Origin of the sequence: Pseudomonas sp. LH1G9 (assembly GCF_002949975.1) — a bacterium.
In the GTDB taxonomy this organism is placed as follows: Bacteria; Pseudomonadota; Gammaproteobacteria; order Pseudomonadales; family Pseudomonadaceae; genus Aquipseudomonas; species Aquipseudomonas veronii.
Window position 1 is genome coordinate 4,037,676 of the sequence record NZ_CP026880.1, and the last position, 20,672, is coordinate 4,058,347.

Consider the following 20,672-nt stretch of genomic DNA (forward strand, 5'->3'; position numbering starts at 1 on the left):
CGCCTTGAGCAAGCGTTACGCCGAGCGCGCGACGCCTTGGGCAACCTGGGTCGGTTGCAATTTGAACGTGTAGAACAGCACCGTCAGCAGCACCAGGAATACCGGGCCGACATACAGCGCGACGCGGGTGTCCGGGAAGTACGCCATCAGGCCCACCACCAGCACCAGGAACGCCAGGGCCAGGTAGGAACTGATCGGGTACAGCCACATGCGGTACTTGAGGCCCGCCTGTTCCGCCGGGCTCAGGCTCTTACGGAACTTGAGCTGCGCCAACAGGATCATCACCCAGGTCCAGATCGCGCCGAAGGTGGCAATCGAGGTGACCCAGACGAAGACTTTCTCCGGCACCAGGTAGTTGAGCAGCACGCCCAGCAGCAACGCAGCGATCGACAGCAGCAACGCATTGCGCGGTACGCCGTTGCGCGAGGTGGTGCCGAAGGTCGCCGGGGCCTGGCCGTTCTGCGCCAGGCTGTAGAGCATGCGCCCGGTGCTGAAGATGCCGCCGTTGCAGGACGACAAGGCAGCGGTGATCACCACGAAGTTGATGATGCCAGCGGCGGTCTTGATGCCCAGACGCTCGAAGGTCATCACGAACGGACTGCCCTGGGTGCCGATTTCATTCCACGGGTAGATCGACAGAATCACGAACAACGCGCCGACGTAGAACAACAGAATGCGCCAGAACACCGAGCCGATGGCATTCGGGATGGTCTTCTGCGGGTTCTTCGCTTCACCGGCGGTGAGGCCGATCATTTCCACGCCCAGGTAGGCGAACATCACCATTTGCAGGGACATCAACACACCCTGCACACCATTGGGCATGAAGCCGCCGTGGGCCCACAGGTTGGAAATCCCCAGCGCCACGCCGTCATTGCCGAAACCGAACGCGATGATGCCGACGCCACCGATCACCATGGCGATGATGGTGACGATCTTGATCAGGGCGAACCAGAACTCGAACTCACCGAACGCCTTGACCGCGATCAGGTTGATCGTGCCCATGCTGATCAAGGCCGCCAGGGCCCAGATCCAGCGCGGCACATCGGGGAACCAGACGCCCATGTACACGGCCACGGCGGTGATTTCCGCAACGCAGGTCACCAGCCACAGGAACCAGTAGTTCCAACCGGTGAGAAAGCCCGCCAACGGGCCGAGGTAATCCTGGGCATAGCGACTGAACGAGCCGGCGACGGGGTTGTGGACCGCCATTTCGCCAAGCGCGCGCATGATCACCAGGATCGCCAGGCCGCCAATGATGTAAGAGAGCATGATCGCCGGGCCGGCCATTTCAATGGCCTTGGCCGAGCCAAGGAACAGGCCGACACCGATGCAGGCGCCGAGGGCCATCAGGCGAATATGCCGTTCGCCCAGTTCACGTTTCAGCGGGCCGCCCTGAGCGGTCTCGCCATGAGGCAGGTGGTTGCCAACTGGCATAGGGGTACAACCTCGTCTTGTTATTGGATTAAGCCACCGAGTACTCGACGTCACAGCAGGTCCGCCAGGACGCCTCACACCGGGTTCGCCTCATGGGCCAACCCGTCTGGCCAGGGCCAGTTCAGCGGGGGTGCAGTATAAAAAGCTCAACCCAGGGTTTTTCACTTAATAAACGGCAAGATTCAGCGAGAACTCGCGGTAAAAGCGGCTTTTGTGGAGGGGCATTACCTGGATAGCGTAAGGATTTTCTCCGTTTGACGCGCGCCGAGTATTGCACAGCTTTGGTGCAGCGTCATGCCCCTACCTAGGCCGTATATACCCAGCCGAAGGCTCTGCTTCAATACTTTCAGCCCATCGGGCGGACAACGCGGAAGCCGGCCACGGCCGAACGGGAAGCATCGCCATACCCGCCGCCGGGCCGCCCCTTCACCATGGGGTGCTTCGATTGCCAGGACGGCAATCCCAGCGAAAGGATCTCCCCATGCCGACCACCCTCGACGTACTCCAGCAAGGCCGGGCACGACGCCTGGCCGCCGATGGCCAATTGATCAGCGCGTTGTTCAATCACCTGACAAACGGCGACTCCACCACAGTGATCGTGCCCGAGCACTCCACCCTGGGCTGCTGGCTGCAGGTGTACCGCCGCGCACTCAGCCGCCCACACCTGCGGGCCTGGGCCACGCGCCTGCCGGTGGACCTGGCCGGCCTGGACGTGCCGCTCGAACTGCCGGCGCAATCGGTGCTGAATTTCTATGCCTATCCCTACCCCGAGCATCGCGGCGAGCGCAGGGTGATCTCCCAGGCGCTCGATCAATCGAACAGTTTCGCCGAGCCCAAGGCGGGGCTGGATGACGGGTTGAAGCGGTTGAATCAAGACCGGCAACAGATCGCCGACCAACTGCAAGCCCTGCTCGACGACGACGATTTCAGCCTGTTTTCCTGCTACAGGAGCTATTTCAAACTCGACTCCGGTTCGTTCTGGGCCACCGCCCAGCAAACCGGCGCCGCGTTACTCGACGCCATCACCCGCAACCCGTCGTTCCTGGCGCTGGAAGCGGTCGACGGCCTGCAACCCGGCACGTATATGTTCGATCCCGCCACACGCCGGCTCAGCGGCAAAAAAGCCTGGGGCGGGCTGGTGGATATCGGCATCGAACAACTGCTGGCGCTGCCCCTGGACGGCCAGCTTGAACAACTGGTCGAAGTCGCCGAGCAGTTGGGGAGTTTTGTCCACCAGAGCGGCCAGTTCAGCCTCGCCCAACTGCTCAATTGCCATGATCTGCCGGTGCCCGACACACCCGCCGAAGCCCGCGTGCTGATCGACACGCTGCGCCAGTCGACGGCGTTGACCACGCTGCCGGTCAGCGACCTGGCCAACGCCGATCTCGCCCTGATGCAGCACCAGCAGTGGCTGGCCCAGGACCATGACCGCGACGTCATGGCCGAGTGCTTGAAAGGCCTGATCCAAGCCCCGCCCAACGACCACGTGATCGACACGGCCAGCGTGACGTTGCACCCCGCACCGGACTCCGGCGCGCCGCACCATCCCGCCGTTGTCCCGCACGCCATCTGCGGCCCCTTCACCCTCCAGCAACTGCTGCAACAGCATGATCTTGCCCCACCGACCAGCGTCGACGAAGCCCAGGACACCCTGCAAACCCTGGAGATGAACCTGCCCCGCCGCCCCGAGTTCGACGACTATCATGGGCTGTTGAGCGCCACGCCCCACTCGCCGGTGCGACTGCTCAGCGAACAGCGCCACAGCGTTCTCGCCACCGCCAATCACGGCCTGCCCGAAGGCCACCCACGCCTGCTTGACCGCTTGTGCGGCACACTGCTGGGCGACCTGAGTGCTGACGCGATCCGCGCCCAGGCCGACCACTTGCTCAAACAACTGCTGCGGCGCGGACCGGCGCGGCAGTTGGGCCAACAACTGGTGACGGCACTGCACTGGTACGGCCAGCACCCGGACGAAGCCGCCAGCCAGACCAGCCTCGACCTGTTGGTGTTGAGCGCCCTGATCCTCGACCTCGACCCTGGAGCCGGCGAAGCAGGCGCTCCCATCGCCGGTTTCGAGCTGAGCGCCCACGCGGGCAAGCCCCACGGCGAAGTGCGCCAAGACTTGGAACTGCATTTGGTGCGAACCTGCAAGGTCTCCACCCGCGCTGCGCCCCTCGCCGCCCACCTGTTGCTGGCCGGCGCCGCGCCGGAGTTTCTGGTGCGCGGGCTGCCCGCGACGATGCGCTTTCGCAGCTCGATCGCCTGGATGAGTTTCAAGCAAGGGGTCTTGATCGCGCAGGCCATGGCGCCCGGCTCACCGCGCCAGTTGAGCTACCACGACATGCTCGCCCTGGCATCCATGCCCGCCACGACCGGCCAGCAACAACAGTGGCGCGAATACCTCGCCACCCGCACCCTGCTCGACTGGGCCATCACCGTGGGCGAACTGCCCGAACGCGACAACACCGCCTACCTCGCGCATGAAATCGACGCGCTGAAGCTGCGCCTCAGCCAACGCCTGCACGCCTTAAAGGCAGCCCTGATCACCTTTGCCGACGCGCCGCCGACCCGCCGCAGCATTGCCCTGGCCGACCTGAAAAACCTATTCCCCAACCAGACGCTGCTGGACAAAGCCTGCCTGTGGCGCCCCGTCCCGCCGCTCGCCGGCGGCAGCCTGCGCTTCCCGATGCACCACCACGAGCGCCGGAACTACAGCCTGCACAGCCTGGTGGAGTTGCACATGGATGGCCAACTGGGCGACAGCCGCTGGCAGTCCATCGAGCCCCAACTGGACCTGGCACAACTGCGCCCATCGTTCGGGCGCCTGGGCAACATCCATCAACGCTTCGACAGCGCGTTCGCGGCCTACATCGAACGCCTGAAACAGGCCTACAGCAGCCTGATCGAAGACCTGCTGGCGCAACTGCCGCTGGCCGACCGACACCACCTGCAACAGGCCGACTTGCAGCTGTTGGTGCTGAAAAAAGAACCCGGCAAAGACCTCGCCCTGCTGAGCCCGGAGGAAGCGTTGGCGCGCAGCGCCCGAATGGGCGTGATCCTGCGCGGTACATCGCCCAGCGCGGTGCAGGAATACGAGCTGTTCCCGCTGTTGAACCGCGTCGACAAACGCCGCGGCGCACCGCTGGCATTCCACGAGGGCGGCACGCTGATGTCGGTGGCCACCGGCACTCCCCACGCCACCCGCCCGGTCACCCAACTGCTGATGGGCGATGAACTGCCGCTGGACTGGGACGCCTATGCCAACGGGCGCCCGCCACGGCCGGGGGTGCGCGCCAAGGTCATTGTGCAGACGCTGTGGTCATTCAGCCCGCCCGCCGCCCAGCCGCCGACGGCGGCGGCGCTGACCTATGGTTCGACGCTCAACCGCGCCATTGCCCAAGCCATCGTGCGCGAGCACTTCTTCCTCGAAGTCGACGCCTTGCACCTGCAAGCCCGGGGGACCACGCAGCGCGAGCAGATGCAACAACGCTGGGATCGGTTGTGGACACGCCTCAAAGCCCTCGTGCCGTTCTGGTCCTGCGCCGAGGACCTCGCTTCCGGCGACACCCGCCGTGTCATCGACGGCGGCTACGTCTGCTTTATCGACCTGTTGGCGCTGCTGTTCCCCACCCAACGCTTTCTCACGGCCTCCCTGGCGGTGTTGAAAAAAACCGCGCCGTTGCCGATCAAACTGCTGCAATTGGCCCGCTTGAGCGGCGCCTTCCTCAACACCGCGCTGAACCCGCTGGACGGCCTTCCGGGCCTGTTCAGGCTGGCTCGCAGCGGGGTGATCCGGCTGAGCGGCGGTGCGCGGAAAATCCTCCACACGGCCATCGAACAGGTTCAACGTCGCACCGCCGACCGGTTCCTGCTCGACTACCCCCGGCTGCTCGCCGGCGCCAACCTCGGCAGCGGCACGCTGCTGCGCGGCAGCGACCTGCTGCGGATCAATGCGCTGCTGCACAAAAACCACTGGTACCCGTGCCACCCGTTCACCGGCAAACCCTATGGGCCGCCGAGCCACACCTTTCGCCTGGACAGCGCCCTTGGCGTGGCGCCGATGCAGAACGCCCGCGGGCAGCAGGTGCTGGTCAGCGAACGGCTGTTCGCCACCCAGCCGCTGCTGATTGCGCGTCGCGACGCCACCGACCTGCTCGACGGCGACAACCTGTTCCGCCTGGAGCACCAGGCGCCGACCCACCTGGACGACCTGGCCTCGCCCGCCTACTTCAAGGCCGCCGAAGGCTTCGACAGCCTGTGCGGTGCGGCGCGCAGCAAACGCAGCCCGATCCCACTGATCTGCTTCACCAAAAAACTCACCGCGTTCAACGCCTCGATCCAGCAACGCCGCGCCCAGGCCATCGAGCACCTGCGCCTGATCCCCGCCCCCGCCGTCGGCCCCGACCCGCGCAAGCTGGTCCACAACCGCCGGCTGTACGAAGCGATGCCCCAAGGCACCAGCTTTGAACTGACGCCAGTGGCCAGGACCGCGCCGCTGACCTACAAGCCCCAGCTCACCGGTCGGCTCATCGCCAACGAAGCGCAATTCGGCCTGCCCAACAATCAGTTGGACAATCAACTCAACCGCGACACGCGCGTGGTCGAGCTGACCGGGCTGACAGTGGGCACCGATGACAGCCGAACCCTGCGCGCCATGGCGATCGAACTGACCCCGGCGGGAGGCACGCGGATTATCGTGGAGGCCGACGCCGGGGTCTTTTACGAAGGCATCGCCATCGCCCCCGCTCCGGCGATGCTGTTCAACCGCCTGGACTTCAACCTCGGCGGTGAACCCGAACAGCTGATCCGCGCATTCAGCCAGCGCAAGCTCGACTACTTGAGCGCCGCCGGGTTTGTGCATAACCGCCCGTTGGTCACACTGCCCACCCTGGAGGTACTGAGCCAACAACTGGCCAGGCGCGGCTTCGGTGCGGCCAAACTCAAGCGCCTGCTCGAGCAGTCACGCGGCCTGCGGGTTATCAAGCAGCGCGAGTTGTTGCTCAACGCCAGCGATCAGGGGCAGCGCCTGGGCATGAGCGTGGCCGTCACACCCTTGAAACTCGACACCTGGCCGCCCTACCTCGCCCAGCCTGGCCAGACCCTCAATCAGTACCTGGCCAGCAAGGCCCAGGCCAGCACCGTGGCGCTGGTCAAAAGCACCGGGATCGGCTCGGCCAACATCGTGGGCACGGGGGTCGACGAGCTGGAACGGCTGGCCATCGCCGAACCGCTGGTGATGTGGCAGTACAGCCGGGCGGGCCAGCCTAACTACACCGAAGTGATCCTCAAGACCGGCGCAGGCAATTGCGACCAGATGGCCCACGTGGCGAGCGAACTGATCAGGTTCAACGGCGGCGCCGCGCGCGTCTGGGGCACCAGCCCGCCCGCCCACGCGTTTGTGGTGGTGGGGAACCCGCCGGCGACGCTGGGCTCGACCCTGGACTTCAGCGAAGCGGGCTGGGTCGGCCTGTGGATATGCGACCCCTGGGCAGCCATCGTCTGCCCGGCAAGCGACTATGTGCGTCAACTCAACGTCAAAATGCACATGTGGTACCTGGAAGACATTTCGGTGTTTTTCAACGATCGCGGCACCTACCGCTGGGGCCAGGCCAACGACCGCAACTGGCTGGCACTGCTGCGCAACGGCGTGAAACGCCCGCAGCCGTGAGCCGACACATTCCGTCACCAACGACTAAGCTTCACCCAAGTCCGATCAATCTGCGTAAATGGATGAATCGACTATGGGCGCTTTATGGCAAACCGATTCGAAACAGGCTGCGCTGCCAACCGACAGCCCGGATCAACTGCCATTGCCACACAGCGCCCGCCGGCGATCCGGGTGGTGGCGCCTGGTGTGGCTGGTGCTGTTGCTCGCGCTGCTGGCATTGGGCTGGGCCGCCAGTGTGGAAATGCACACCTCACGCCTGCAGGCCCGCTACCTGAGCCCGTTGGCCGCCACCCTCAGTTATCGCCTGGAGCCCGGCGCCAGCGATGCCATCGTGTACCCCGGCGACGGCCCGTTCGACCGGCGCCTGGGCTACAGCGCGCTGAATGAATTCCTACCGCGCCTGCTCAAGCGCAATTACCTGATCCAGGCCCAGACACGCTTCTCCCCGGCCTTGCTGGGCTATGCCGAGCACGGGCTGTTCGTGCCCTACGCGGAAAAAGTCCAGGCCGGCCTGAGCATCACCGATTGCCGCGCCGCGCCGCTGTATGCCTTCACCTACCCGCAACAGCTCTACGCCAGCTTTGCCGAGGTTCCGCCGTTGGTGGTGCAGAGCCTGCTGTTCATTGAGGACCGCGACCTGCTGGACCCCACGCAACCGCTGGCCAACCCGGCGGTGGACTGGCCGCGCTTTGCCAAGGCGGCCTGGTCGCAAGTGGCCAAACTCCTGCATCTGCCGGGGCAGACCGCCGGCGGCAGCACCCTGGCCACACAGCTCGAGAAATATCGCCATTCGCCCGACGGTTTGACCTTGTCCGGCGGCGAGAAAATCCGCCAGATGATGTCCGCCAGCGTCCGGGCCTACCAGGCCGGGCCGGACACCTCGGGCAGTCGGCGCAATATCGTGCGCGACTATCTCAACAGCGTGCCGTTGTCCGCCGTGCCGGGCCACGGCGAAGTGCATGGCCTGGCCGAAGGCCTGCGGGTGTGGTACGGCGCCGACTTCAATCAGGTCAACCAGGCGCTGAGCGACAGCGCACAAGACCCGGCGAGCCTGGCCAGACGCGGCCTGGCCCTGCGCCAGGTGCTGTCGCTGATGATTGCCCAACGCCGGCCCTCGCACTACCTGACCAAAGGTCGCGAAGAGCTGGCGCAATTGACCGACAGCCATATCCGCCTGCTCGCGCAGAACCAGGTGATCCCCGCCACCTTGTCCGCCGCCGCCCTCGCCAGCCACGTGACCTACCGCGACTGGCAGCAGCAACCGACCCTCCAGCCGGTAGAAACCAACAAAGCCATCAACGTCGCCCGCAGCCGTCTCGCCAGCCTGCTCAACCGCTCGCTGTATGACCTCGACCGCCTCGACCTGTCGGCCACCAGCACCTTGCATTACGCGCTGCAAACCCAGGCCACCGACTACCTCAAGCACCTGGCCGACCCGACGTTCGCCGCGCAGATGGGCCTGCTCGGCCCGCGCCTGCTGACGCCGCAAAGCACACCGCAGGTGCGCTACAGCTTCACCCTCTACGAACTGACGCCCGACGGCGCACGCGTGCGGGTGCAGACCGACAACACCGACCAGCCGTTCGATATCAACGAAGGCAGCAAACTCGAACTGGGCTCCACCGCCAAGCTGCGGGTGCTGACCACCTACCTGCAGATCGTCACCGAGCTGCATGCACGCTACCAGGCGCGCACGCCCGCCGAGCTGAAAAGCGTCGAGCTGCCCGAGCAGGATGTGCTCTCGCGCTGGGCGCTGAATTACCTGATCCAGCACAGCGACCGCGACCTGGCGAAAATGCTCGACGCCGCCCTCGACCGCACCTACTCGGCCAGCCCCGGCGAGGCGTTTTTCACCGGCGGCGGCCTGCACCGCTTCCATAACTTTCGCAACGAAGACAACGGCCGCAACCCGACCTTGCGCGATGCCCTGCGCGAGTCGATCAATCTGCCGTTCATTCGCCTGATGCGCGACCTGGTGCGCTACACCACCTATTCGGGCGAAGACAACAGCGCACGGCTGCTCAAGGACGACAACGACCCGCGCCGCCAGGAATACCTGGCCAAGTTCGCCGACCACGAAGGCACCGCGTTCCTGCTCAAGTTCTGGAAAAAATACCGCCACAAAGACACCCAGGCCCGGCTCGACACCTTCATGGACAGCCTGCACCCCACCGCGATCCGCCTGGCCGCCGTCCACCGTTATTTGCTGCCCCAGGCCAGCCAGGCGAGTTTCAACACCTTCGTGCGCTCGCACCTGAAAAACCTCAAAACCCCCGACACGCTCAGCGACGAGCGCATCGAACGGCTCTACCAGAGTTACGGCCCCGGCGCCTACGACCTGCCGGACCAGGGCTATATCGCCAAGGTGCATCCGCTGGACCTATGGCTGCTGGGCTACCTGCTCAACCACCCTGAGGCGAGCTTCGACGAAATCGTCAAAGCCAGTGAATTCGAACGCCAGGAGGTCTACAGCTGGCTGTTCAAGAGCCGTCACCAGAGTGCGCGTGACAGCCGGATCCGCACCATGCTGGAGATCGAAGCGTTCCTCGATATCCACCAGCGCTGGCAGGCCGTGGGCTACCCGTTCGACCATCTGGTGCCGTCGCTGGCCACCGCCATCGGCAGTTCCGGCGACCGCCCCGCCGCCCTTGCGGAACTGATGGGCATCATCCTCAACGACGGCGTGCGCTTGCCGGTGCTGCGTATCGACAGCCTGCAATTCGCCAGCGGCACGCCCTATGAAACCCGCGTGGTCAACGACCCGAACCGCGGCAAACGGGTGCTGCCCAGCGAAGTCGCCACGGCGTTGCGCGGCGCGCTGTCGCAAGTGGTCGACGCCGGCACCGCCAAGCGAGTGGCCGGCAGCTTCAAACTGGCGGACGGCACGGCGCTGGCGATGGGCGGCAAAACCGGCACCGGCGATAACCGCATCGAGGCCATGGGGCCCGGCGGGCGCATGCTCAGTTCGAAATCGATCAACCGCACGGCGACCTTCGTGTTCTACATCGGCGCGCATCACTTCGGCACCCTCACCGCGTTTGTGCCGGGGGCGTCGGCGCAGCACTTCACCTTCACCTCGGCCTTGCCGGTGCAGGTGCTCAAGGGCATGGCGCCGATGCTCAACCCGCTGCTGCAACCGGGCGACCCGACGCTGTGCCTGGCCCGCCAACCCTGACGCCCGGCTGCACTACCTATCTGCCACCGCGGCGCGACGCCGCCACACACACTCATGGATCACCCTTTACAGGACTTGATCCATGCCCGCTCTACCGTCACTCGACAGCGCCTTCAACGGCGCCCACTACGCGCACATCCGCGACGCCCTGCCGGCCTGGCTCACCCAGGCCACGCCCGCACGCCTCGGCGCATTGAAAACCGCGCGCCTCAACAGCCTGACCGCACCGGCCCCGCTCAAGGCCGCGATTGCCGAGCACTGGCAGCGACAAAACCGCCTGGACCAACGGTTCGCCGCGTTGAACGACGTGTACGCCTTCGCCGAACCGCTGCTCAAACACGCCCTGCGCGACTATGGCGCGGTGGATGTGCGCAACACCTACCTGCGCCTCTATGTCGAAGCCAGCCTGGCCTGGTGGAAGATCAACATCAGCGGCGCACAGACCAGCAAGACCGTGTCATTGCTCGATGCGGCGCTGGGCAACTTCGCCGCCAGCGACGACTTTCTCGACTTCGCCTTCCTCGGCCCGAGCGATGCACGCGGCCAGCGCGATGTGCTGTCGATCACCCACCGCACCAGCGGCGCCCGCCTCACGGCGCAGAGGTTCAAAGACATTTGCCGCCAGCTGGATCTCGGCGCGCAGTATCAACTCAAGCTCAGTCAGGCGCTCGGCTTCAATAACCCGCCGCTGGCCCGCACGGTTCACGACGAGGTGGTCGCACGCCACAAAGCCGCGCTGAACAGCGCCGCCCACCTGGCCCTGGCCAAGGGCGACCTCGAGCCCGAGACGCACGGTTTGATGCTTGACCTGCTGAACGACCGGCCGAGCCCGCTCCAGGCCTACACCCTCAGCGTGATGAACGTCGCGCTGGTGGGCATCGTGCTGTTTATCGCCGCGCCAGGCCCTCGGGTGATCGCTTATGTCGCCGAAGACCCCGAACACCCGCTCAAGGCATACCCGTCGCCCCAGGCGTTCATGGCCGAACTGACCCGTCAGTTGCGCGACAAGGCGCGCTACCAGGTGTTCTTCAGCCAGTTCGTGCCCCATGCCGAGCGCGGGGCTTTTTTTGCCGGGCTCAATGCGCGCCTCAGCCACATCCAATGGCACCAAAAAGCCCGCACCGACAGCGGGCCGAGCTGGAAAGACACGCCGATCAGCGACCCCAACCTGCACTTCAGCGTGCAACGCTGGCAGGACGATTATCGCCAACGCCCGCCGATACCCCACGCGGACACCCTGTGGAGCTACCTGTATCGCGTGCAACTGAACAAAATCGTCAACGATGCGCGGACTATCGCCGTGTCCAGCACCGACGTCGAACGCCACGCCCGCTGGGCCTGGTGGGACAACCTGGAGCAGATGTTCGCCGACCTCCTCAATGCCGCGTTGCTGGTGCTGACGCCCTTCGTACCGGTGCTCGGCGAACTGATGCTGGTCTACAGCGCCTACCAGATCATGGACGAGGTGTGCGAAGGCGTCGTCGACTGGAGCGAAGGCCGGCGCACCGAAGCCTGGGAACATGTGGCGGGGGTGGCCGACAGCGTGATCCAGTTCGCCCTGTTTGCCGCGGGCGGCCACATCGGTCAGCTGGCGCGGCTCAAGCTCTCGCCCTTCATCGAAGGCCTGGTCCCGGTGCAGCGGGCCGACGGCAGCCGGCGCTTGTGGAACCCGGACATCAGCGCGTTCGCCCGGAAAACCCCGATCCCCGCCGATTCGATACCGTCGCCCGCGGGCCTGCATCAGCATGACGGCAAAACCCTGCTGGCCCTGGGCGACCATCACTTGGAGGTGCAATACGACCCGCTCGGCGACGCGCACCGCGTGGTCCACCCCGAACGCCCGAACGCCTACCGCCCGCGCCTGCAATTGAACGGCGACGGCGCGGCGACCCACGAGGGCGAACGCCCGCGCACCTGGGAGCGTGCGCAGTTGCTGCGACGTCTCGGGCATCGGGTGCAACCGTTCAGTGACACGCAGCTGGAACAGCTAAGGGTCGCCAGCGCCACCGAAGACGGCGCCCTACGCCGCATGTACGAGTACAACGAAACACTGCCGCCGTTGCTCGATGCCGGCCTCAAACGGCTCGAAGCGGCCGACTACATCCAGGTGGCCAGCGAAAAAATCCGCTCTGGGCAGGCTTTGAGCGCCGACCCGAGTTCGGACTGGTTCGAGCAGATGGTCACCGAACTCGACGGTTGGCCCCCGAACAAAGCACTGCAAGTGTTCCTCAAGCCCGACCTGAGCGGCAGCTCGCACCGCTATGGCACTGCGCAAGCCAGCGCCGCCGACACCTTGCGCATCAGCCTCGGGGAAGTGCTGTCCGGGCACTTGCCGGAACGGGTGCTGGGCTTTCTCGATGAAGCGGCAATCACCCGCCTGCTGGGCGCCGAGGTGCCGAAGTCGCAGCGGGTACACGCGTTGCGCGAGCAACTGGCCGACTACGTATTGAGCCAGAGCCGCGACATCGCCCCGGCGGTCTACCGCGCCCGTGAAGAGAGCGACGACCCCAGCATTATCAGCCTGCGCCACGACCATCCCGACCTCGACCTGAGCCTGGCCCGCCGCCTGCTCGACACCGCCCGCCCCGCCGAACGCCAGGCCCTGGCCGCGCACCGGCGCGGGCCGTTGCGCCTGCGCAACCTGGCCGACGAGCTGCACGTGGCCGCCGAGGCGGCACGCGCCTACGAAGGCTTCTATCCACCGGCGTCGCCCAGCCCGGCCACGGAAACCCTGGTACTCAAGACCCTGCAATTGCACGCCGACGTGCTCAGCGACCTGCACCTTGAAATCCGCAACGGCTCCGTCACCGGCCCCCTGCGCAGCCAGGCCGGCCCGGACACTGCCACCACTCGCCGGGTGTTGGTCCACAACAGCCTCGGTTATGCGGTCTATGACGGCGCCGGCCAACCGTTGCACAGCCCGGCCAATCTGTACGAAGCCGTGTTGTCGAGCCTGCCCGCCGCGTCGCACAGCGGGCTGGGTTACCGCCCCGGCGAAGGCGCAGACCTGCGGCACTGGCTGATGACCGCCCTGGAACCCTTGGCCGAGCGCCGCACGCTCCTCGCTGAGCCGGCGACTCACCGGGTGATGGAGCGGCACACCCAACAGTTGCTCGGCGGCCCGCTGCTCAGCCGCTGCCGCGCCGCCCCTGCCGATCACCCGGCGACGTTTGCCAGGGAGGTCTTGCAACGCCTGTTTCCGAGCCTCAGCGAGCAACGGCTGAGCCGCTTTATCGAGGCGATCCCCACCGACCAACTGGGCACCACCCTGAACGACCTGACCCTGGAGAAACAAACCCTGCACAGCCAATTGCAGACCTGGAAACAATCGCCCACCCATCACCCCAAAGGCAGCGTCCAGGAGCGTCAACAACTGGCCAGCCGCAAACGCCTGGCGCTGCTCCTCGAACAGACCTGGGCCGACCGCTACGCCGAATACACCGACGATTGGGGCCGCACCCAACACGGCGCGCGCGTGGACCTGAACGGCATGCCGTTACCCGAATCGCTGCCCGCGCTGACCGTCAACTTTGAACATGTGACGTTCCTGGACCTGAGCCAGAGCAGCGTCGGGCAAACCCATTGCGGCTTGCTCAAGCACTTCCCGGCGCTGCACTCCCTGGACCTGAGCGACAACCACCTGACCAGCCTGCCGGTCGAGCTTGGCGCGATGCGTTTGCTGCGCAACCTCAACCTCGCGAGCAACCGCCTGGCCCTGTTCCCCGAAGACGTGACGCGCCTGCGCAACCTGCGCCGCCTGCAAGTCCTGATCCTCAGCCACAACCCGCTCAGCCTCGCGCCGGACATCACGCGCATGCCCAACCTGCGCCGCCTCGACCTCAGCCACACACAGATCGGCCAATGGCCCCGTGGCCTGTTTGCCCACCCCAGGAACGATGCGTTCGACCTGAACCTGAGCGGCAACCCGATCCGCGCCCTGCCCACCCTGACGCCGGAACCCACGGCTGCGCGCACCGTGGCGCGCACCCGCCTGGACCGCAACACGCTGAACGACGATCAGCGCACTCTGTACGAACGCTACCGCAACGAGGCCGGGCTGGCCCCCTATCGCACCTACGAGCCCCAGGGCAGCAGCGATCCCTGGCTGGAAGGCGTCGACGCCAACACCCGGCTTGTCCGCGAGCAGCTGTGGGACGCCGTCGAAGACGAACACGGCTCCCAGGGCTTTTTCGAAGTCATCAAGCTGCTTGAGCCGCCCGAGTTTTTCGAGAACCCCCAGGACCAGCAGCGCTACGCCCGCAACCAAGCGGAGCTGACGCAACGGGTGTGGCGCTTGATCAACGCCACCCACGCCGACAGCGCCCTGCGCGAGCGCTTGTTCAAGCTGTCGAGCTTCCCCGGTTTGTGCGGCGACGGCGGCGCGCAGATTTTCAATGAGATGGGGATCGAGGTCATGGCCAGCGAAGCCCGGCGCTTTTCCGCGTCACTGGCTGAACTCGAAGGCCGACTGGTGACCCTGGCCAAGGGCGCGGCGCGCCTCAAGCACCTGAATCTGGTGGCCCAGGCGGACGTCGCCCGGCGCCTGCGGCCCATCGACGCCGGTGGCGAAGGCCAGCGCCTGCGCTCCGAGCTGGTGGACGGCGAGGCCGGCGAGGTGGACGAAGTGGATATCCACCTGGCCTACCAGACCGCCCTGGCCAACAGGCTGGATTTGCCCTGGCTGTCGGACCACATGCTCTACCGCGACACCGCCAATGTCAGCCCGGACCGCATCCAGCAGGCGTACACAACGGTAAGGGAAATGGGCCAGGACGACGGCCTGGTCAACCAGATGCTGCTCGAGCCGTATTGGGAGACCTTCCTGCAGGAAACCTACGACAACCGCTATCAACAGAATCTCACCGAGTACACGCAAAAGTTCTACCGCCTGGACGACCTGCAAACCCTGCAGGCGCAATGGCGCGAAGAACGGGAGCCGCAGCAAAAAGCCCAGCTCGCCGAGCAGCTCAAGGCCCTGGCGGACGAACTGGACACGGCCGAAAACCTCGTGTTCAGCGACACGCCGATCAGCGACGCGCTCTACAACCGCCTGCTCAACGACCTGGGCTACAAGGAGAAAGACTGGATGCGCGGCCTGACCCGCACAGCCCTGAAAAACGCCGCTCAACAGCGTAACCGGGCGCCGTTGTCCGACACATGAGGTTACTGCAGGCGCGCATGCCCGCGCCTGCAACCCCCGCGGGTTACACCTCCGAATCCCAGATCACTGTGACGTTCCCTTCATAGGTGCCGGACTCACCGGGCTGCAACATCGTCTCCACATCGTCGCGCGCCACTTCGAAATGCAGGGTGCCAGGCTTGCGGTCGACGAACATCGTCGACAGCAACAGGTGCGTGCCGCTGCCGTCCAGCCGCAGCGGACGGCGCTGGACCGGCTGGCCCTCGGGGTCGACGATGCCGTGGGGCATGGTCACGCCGACCTGCAACGGCACCGAGCGCCCCGACCTGGCGTCACGGATCCGGCAGGTGTTGTCTGCCGCCTCGACGTACTGGCATTCCATGCCGATCCTGAAGCGCGCGGTGGAATAGAAGTTGAAGGTCTGGTCCCTGAACAGCCGCGTCGGTTTGCGCCCCTGGCTCAACCAGCCTTGCCAGCCACCCTGGGGCAGCAACTCGACGCGCTCACCGCCCGGCGGGATCTCGACCTTGAGGATGTGATCGACCGAAAGAATGAAATTGAGGGTGATCTGCTCATCGTTGGGTAACATCACGTTGCCCAGGTCGAAGTCCTTGTGCGGCCCGACGCTGTACGTCACCTGCCCGCGGTAGGTCCCGGCCCTCATCCCCAGGGGATCGGGCGTGACCAATTCGTAGGTGAAACCGAGGCCATCGAACCAAAATGTCTCGGCGGGGATATGGCTGGCGGCTCTTTGCGCACACCCCCTGACACCTTCCGGCAAAAACCAGGTGAACGCGAAAAGCCATTGGTTGCCGACACTCACCCCGCTGGATTGACACGGTGGCGGTGGATAATCGTGTTCCCAACGCACAGTGGGGTCCTGCCGCAGCCACCGGAACACCATGCCAATGCCACTGATCCGGAACTGAAGGGTTTCGGCCTCTCCCGTTTCGTCATGCACGACGGTGATGTTTCTGCGTTCGGTCGGCGCATGAAACAACAGATGATTGCGATCGTCCCCGCCCGGCACGATCGGCGCGCTCATCCGAAAATCGATCGGAAGACCGATGCTGTAGCGCGTCTCGTTGCAGTACTGCGGCGCCCAGGTGCAATAGCTGTTACCCGGCGGCGTGTGGTTTTTGAACACGTTGCGCGCCGGCTGGCTGGGGTCCGGCCGGAACGAGGCCAGGATGTCCACGGTGGCCGCCGTTACGTCGGCGGGCAGCCCCACCAGCAGCCCGGCCAACCACAGCCCCAACACCTTGTTTTTGATTTGCATGGGTTCACTCGTTCTGAAAAAACTCAAGCGTGGCCCCCGGTTCATGGGCGCAACGCATCGAAAATGATCTGCACGTTGCCGAAGTACTGGCCGGGGAGGTAACCGTCCTCAGGCTTCTGTGCGGCAATTTCCAGCAGCACCCGTTTGCCGACACGGGCCTCGGCTTCCGGCACCACGCGCATGGCGTCGAGCCCCAGCACCTGCTGATTGAAGGTGACGGTGAGCGCAATGTTGTCGCGGCCGTTGAACAGCACCGGTTCATAGGCGAGGTAAGCGTCCACCGCGCCCAACACGTTTTTCACATCGAAAGGCTCGCGCAGCGCACTCAGGGTTTCAGTCACCGGGTTCCAGCTCAGGGTTTGCTCACGCTCCAGAAAGCCGGGGTTGAGCGGCAATACATAGAAGTCACTGGTGGGGACTTTGACCGACACCTGGAACACCGCCTCCTCGCGGGCGGCCAGGGCGCTGAAGCTGAGCGCGCTCAACAGCGCCAACACGGCCCAGCGGCTCATCCTTTCACCTCTTGATTCTTCTGCGTGTCGCCTTCCACCAGCTTGAAGGTGTAGTGGCGCCCGATTTGTTTATCGAAGGTAAAGGCACGCCCCGGCAGCACGTGGTTCTTGGTGGTCGGATGGCAATCGGTCGGCTTGCCGGCCACACAGTTCTTGAACTCGTCGACCACGATCACGCTGTTGCCGTTGTTGCGCAGTTCATAGCGAGTGGCACCATCGTTGATGCGGGTGTCGTAGCGGGTGTCCTTGGGGCGCACGAAAAACACCGTGCCATAGCCGGCCAGCACGCTGACGCCGGCCTGCAGGGTCTTTTGATATTCCTCACGCTCTTCTTCGGACAAGGCAAACGCGTCCTCTTTTTCCGGCACCACCGGGATGTAGCGCACCCGGAAGTAACGCTCGCTGGCGCGCTCGCCCATGTACAGCAAGCGCGTGCCCTGCATGCCGTTGGCCGGCACGATCAGGCGCGCGGGGCTGGCCATCAGGCCATCGCGGGCGCTGGCGTCGGCCTGGGATTGCACGGGAATTTCCTGGGGCACGCCGCTGGCGTCGTAGACGATTTCGAGGATCTCGACCTTGACGAACGCGGTGCTGGTGCCGCCGTTGAAGATGCGTTTGAGGTAGCTGCTCTTGCTCCCGTCCAGGTAGTCATAGACCACGCCGACGTTGATATTCGGGCCCGCCTGGACCCCCAGGGAAACCATCCACACGCCCAGGATTGCGGCTAATACTTTCATTGCTTTACACCTCATTAACGGTTGGCCTGAAGCCAACCCACTCGACTTGCGAAGCGCAAATACCCGCGCCCGAACAGGCCTATCCGTATCGATGTTCATGGCTTACACCCTGTGCGAATCACCCCGACGTCGGCCGCTCGAATGCGCCATCGGCCAAGGTATCCGGCGTGCAACGCAGGTCGCCGATCATCAGCACATCGTTTTCACTGCGGGCCTTGCTCGGGTCGAGGCGGAACTGACAGAGCAACTGGTTGCCCCGGCGCACTTCCAGGGTGGGCGAGCCGGCGTTCATTTCCATCGAGAAGAACCCATCGACCTCGCTGACGCCACGGCTGGCATGGTTGATCACGTGATGGCCCTTGAGCGGGCGGCCCTGCGGGTCGAGCAGGCGACCGAGCACGGTGACGGTTTTCATCACGCGGATCTTGCGGTAGTCCACCCCGCCCTTGTTGATGTGGTAGGCGCTGCGCGGCGGCTGGATGTTCGCCGCCGGCGGGTGGTTGCCGTCGAAGTCGAACGCCACCGAGCCGGTCCGGTAGGCGGTGAGCGGCACGAAGTTGCGCCCCGGCCGCAGCGCGGTGCTGCCACCGCTGAGGTCGTCGGCGCGCAGGGTGATGTCGTCGAGGTCGGTTTCCACATCGACGATCATGCCCGCGCCGTCGCCGTGGTACTGGCTGGTCAGGGCCATCTTCTGGCCGCCGACGGCGAAGGTGCTGTGCAGGTTGAGGCCGCCGGTGAGGTTGCCGTTGAAGGAGGAGCGCTGGGCAAACGCATCGCCTGCGAGCATGTCGCCGTGGAAGCTGGTCATGCCGGACAGGCCGACGCCGTAGGTGTCGGTCAGCACGGTGGCCGAGACGTTCTGCAGCACATGGCCGCTGAGGTCTTTGCGGTAGGTCAGCGAGCCATTGTTGTCACGTTTGCCGTCGCGCGAGGTGCGCGAGCCGATGCTGCCCGACCACTGCTCGCCCGGCCCACCGAGGGCCAGGTTGAGGGTCAGGTCGACGCCACGGTTGCGCCGGTCGCCGGTGCTGCGGCTGGCGGGGCGGTCGAACAGCGACAGGCGCCAATTGGCATCGCTGCCGAACAACCGGTCGTGCTTGCTCCAACCCAGGTCCAGGCCGACGCCCTCGACGTTGCCCTGGCTGTGGGACAGGCGTGCATTGAGCGAATGCTGGTTGATCAGGCGGTGGTTGATCGACAGCGACGAGGTACTGGTCTGGCCGACGAAGGTTTGCCGGGTGCGCAGCCGCGTGCCGTCGGGCAGCGTGTCGTAGGTGTTGCGGGTGTCCAGCCAACTGCGGTTGTGGCTGGCGATCACGCTGCCGGCGCCATAACTGTAGAGGCCTTGCACGTCCATGCCGGTGCCGTGGTCCTGGGTCTGGTAGACGTTGGCGTACAGGCTCGCCTGGGTCGCCAGCGTCCAGTCGATGGAAGCGCCGTATTGCATGCGCTCCTGCACCTGGCGCCCGGACAAGCCGACGATCACACGCGGGTGCAGCAGGTAATTGAGCGAAGCGCCGGCGGTCATATCGCCTTTGTCGCGTTGCTCCCAGTTGTTGAACAAGGTGCTTTCGCGGCCGGCGAACACGTTGTAGCGCCAGCGCTCGTCATGGTTGCGCCAGTTGTTGGGCTTGTACACCAACTCCTGGGTGGTGGCGGTGACCTGGCCGTCCTCGACCAGGCGCACTTCCACTTCATAAATGCCACCGGGCAACGGCCGCGTGTCGATGCTCTGCAAACCGGCGGCCACCGCCTGGGTGTTGATCAGCAGACCGTTGCGGTAAATCTCCACCGAGCCCTGGCGGTTGGAGGTGACGTAGATCGGGTACACGCTGGGCTTGGGGTTGTTGATGGCCAGGCTGTCGGAACTGCCGAGCATCGCACCCACGGCGATATCCGGCGCGGCGCCGAACGCACGCGGCTGGCGATTGAGCCCCTCGGAGGTGGGCGTGAAATAGCCCAGGCGCAGGAACTGGCCTTCGAATTCGCGCTGGGCGTACAGCGAATACAGTGCGTGATAAAGCTGGGTGTCCGGCCCGCCGAGGCGTGCCAGTTGCAGGTTGAGCGCATGGCTCCAGTTCCCCAGGCTGCTGCTGGCTTCAACCCCGAAACGTCCGCCGAGTTCCTGCGCTTGGCCGCCGTTGAGGTTCAACTGGTTGCTGACAATCAAGCCCGTGCTGCCGTCCTGGGGCTGGTGGTAATAACGTTGATGATCGGTGTCGTGCTCGGCGTTCTCCGTGAGGATCGAGACCAGCGAGTTTTCCAGGTTGTAATGCACCGCCAACATCTTCTCCGGGCAGGTTTGCGTGCAACTTCCCAGGGCCGCGCCTTGTTGCAGGTAGTCGCTCCAGGTATCGCGTTCAGCGGGTTGTATCGGGCTGTCGCTGATATCGGTAAAGTCCAGCAGCGTGAGGCGGTCATCGCGCGAAAGTATCACCATCGCCTCGCCCAGAAAGACTTCGTCGCGTTCGATACGCACGGCCAGGGGCACATCAAAAAAATGCTCTTCGAATTCGCTCGGCAAACCTTTCGCCTGAGCCAGTAAACTGCGTGGCGTATAACTGTTATCAGCCGTCGCCCAGGCAGCCGAACAGGCAAGCAGGGCCAGCGCCGCCGCGATGGGTTTCATCGGAAACATGAACTTAATACTCTATGGCGAACTGCAAACCATCTGGAAACCGACCGCAGGCGAACACAACCTGCGGGCGGTGGGTGTGATCGATAAGG

The 20,672-nt window shown here is 65.0% G+C and carries 8 protein-coding genes; 3 read left to right on the forward strand and 5 right to left on the reverse strand.

The window, feature by feature from the left end; all coding sequences use genetic code 11:
- Positions 1 to 15: 15 nt before the first annotated feature.
- Entirely contained in the window at positions 16 to 1,434 is a 1,419-nt protein-coding gene (locus tag C5F70_RS18715) for an amino acid permease (RefSeq protein WP_046485818.1), read from the reverse strand.
- A gap of 481 nt (positions 1,435 to 1,915) precedes the next feature.
- On the opposite strand from C5F70_RS18715, the gene C5F70_RS18720 reads away from it, so the two are divergent.
- The 3 genes from C5F70_RS18720 to C5F70_RS18730 all read left to right on the forward strand — a co-directional run bounded on the left by C5F70_RS18720 (position 1,916) and on the right by C5F70_RS18730 (position 15,438).
- Positions 1,916 to 7,102: a hypothetical protein gene (locus C5F70_RS18720; RefSeq protein ID WP_104903846.1), complete on the forward strand. Its 5,187-nt coding sequence runs from the start codon at positions 1,916 to 1,918 to the stop codon at positions 7,100 to 7,102.
- A 73-nt stretch (positions 7,103 to 7,175) separates the two neighbouring features.
- Entirely contained in the window at positions 7,176 to 10,277 is a 3,102-nt protein-coding gene (locus tag C5F70_RS18725; RefSeq protein WP_104903847.1) for a transglycosylase domain-containing protein, read from the forward strand.
- Positions 10,278 to 10,359: 82 nt separating this feature from the next.
- Positions 10,360 to 15,438 (forward strand): NEL-type E3 ubiquitin ligase domain-containing protein, encoded by a 5,079-nt coding sequence (locus C5F70_RS18730; protein WP_104903848.1) that lies wholly within the window; start codon positions 10,360 to 10,362, stop codon positions 15,436 to 15,438.
- Positions 15,439 to 15,481: 43 nt separating this feature from the next.
- Here C5F70_RS18730 and C5F70_RS18735 read toward each other — a convergent pair whose 3' ends face one another.
- From C5F70_RS18735 to C5F70_RS18750, 4 genes are all read right to left on the reverse strand, one after another.
- A complete protein-coding gene (locus C5F70_RS18735; protein ID WP_017844574.1) occupies positions 15,482 to 16,696 on the reverse strand; it encodes a hypothetical protein in 1,215 nt (404 codons plus the stop codon).
- Between the two features lie 41 nt (positions 16,697 to 16,737).
- Complete coding sequence (locus C5F70_RS18740; RefSeq protein WP_017844573.1) at positions 16,738 to 17,208, reverse strand: CS1 type fimbrial major subunit; 471 nt, start codon at positions 17,206 to 17,208, stop codon at positions 16,738 to 16,740.
- Positions 17,205 to 17,945 (reverse strand): pilus assembly protein, encoded by a 741-nt coding sequence (locus C5F70_RS18745; RefSeq protein WP_104903849.1) that lies wholly within the window; start codon positions 17,943 to 17,945, stop codon positions 17,205 to 17,207. Before C5F70_RS18745 ends, C5F70_RS18740 begins: the two co-directional genes overlap by 4 nt.
- Before the next feature lie 118 nt (positions 17,946 to 18,063).
- Entirely contained in the window at positions 18,064 to 20,583 is a 2,520-nt protein-coding gene (locus C5F70_RS18750) for a TcfC E-set like domain-containing protein (protein ID WP_017844571.1), read from the reverse strand.
- Positions 20,584 to 20,672: the final 89 nt, after the last annotated feature.

Coding starts and splice junctions, on each gene's coding strand:
- C5F70_RS18745 (WP_104903849.1), bottom strand. CDS start 17,945: ATGAAAGTATTAGCCGCAATCCTGGGCGTGTGGATGGTTTCCCTGGGG.
- C5F70_RS18720 (WP_104903846.1), top strand. CDS start 1,916: ATGCCGACCACCCTCGACGTACTCCAGCAAGGCCGGGCACGACGCCTG.
- C5F70_RS18750 (WP_017844571.1), bottom strand. CDS start 20,583: ATGTTTCCGATGAAACCCATCGCGGCGGCGCTGGCCCTGCTTGCCTGT.
- C5F70_RS18715 (WP_046485818.1), bottom strand. CDS start 1,434: ATGCCAGTTGGCAACCACCTGCCTCATGGCGAGACCGCTCAGGGCGGC.
- C5F70_RS18725 (WP_104903847.1), top strand. CDS start 7,176: ATGGGCGCTTTATGGCAAACCGATTCGAAACAGGCTGCGCTGCCAACC.
- C5F70_RS18735 (WP_017844574.1), bottom strand. CDS start 16,696: ATGCAAATCAAAAACAAGGTGTTGGGGCTGTGGTTGGCCGGGCTGCTG.
- C5F70_RS18730 (WP_104903848.1), top strand. CDS start 10,360: ATGCCCGCTCTACCGTCACTCGACAGCGCCTTCAACGGCGCCCACTAC.
- C5F70_RS18740 (WP_017844573.1), bottom strand. CDS start 17,208: ATGAGCCGCTGGGCCGTGTTGGCGCTGTTGAGCGCGCTCAGCTTCAGC.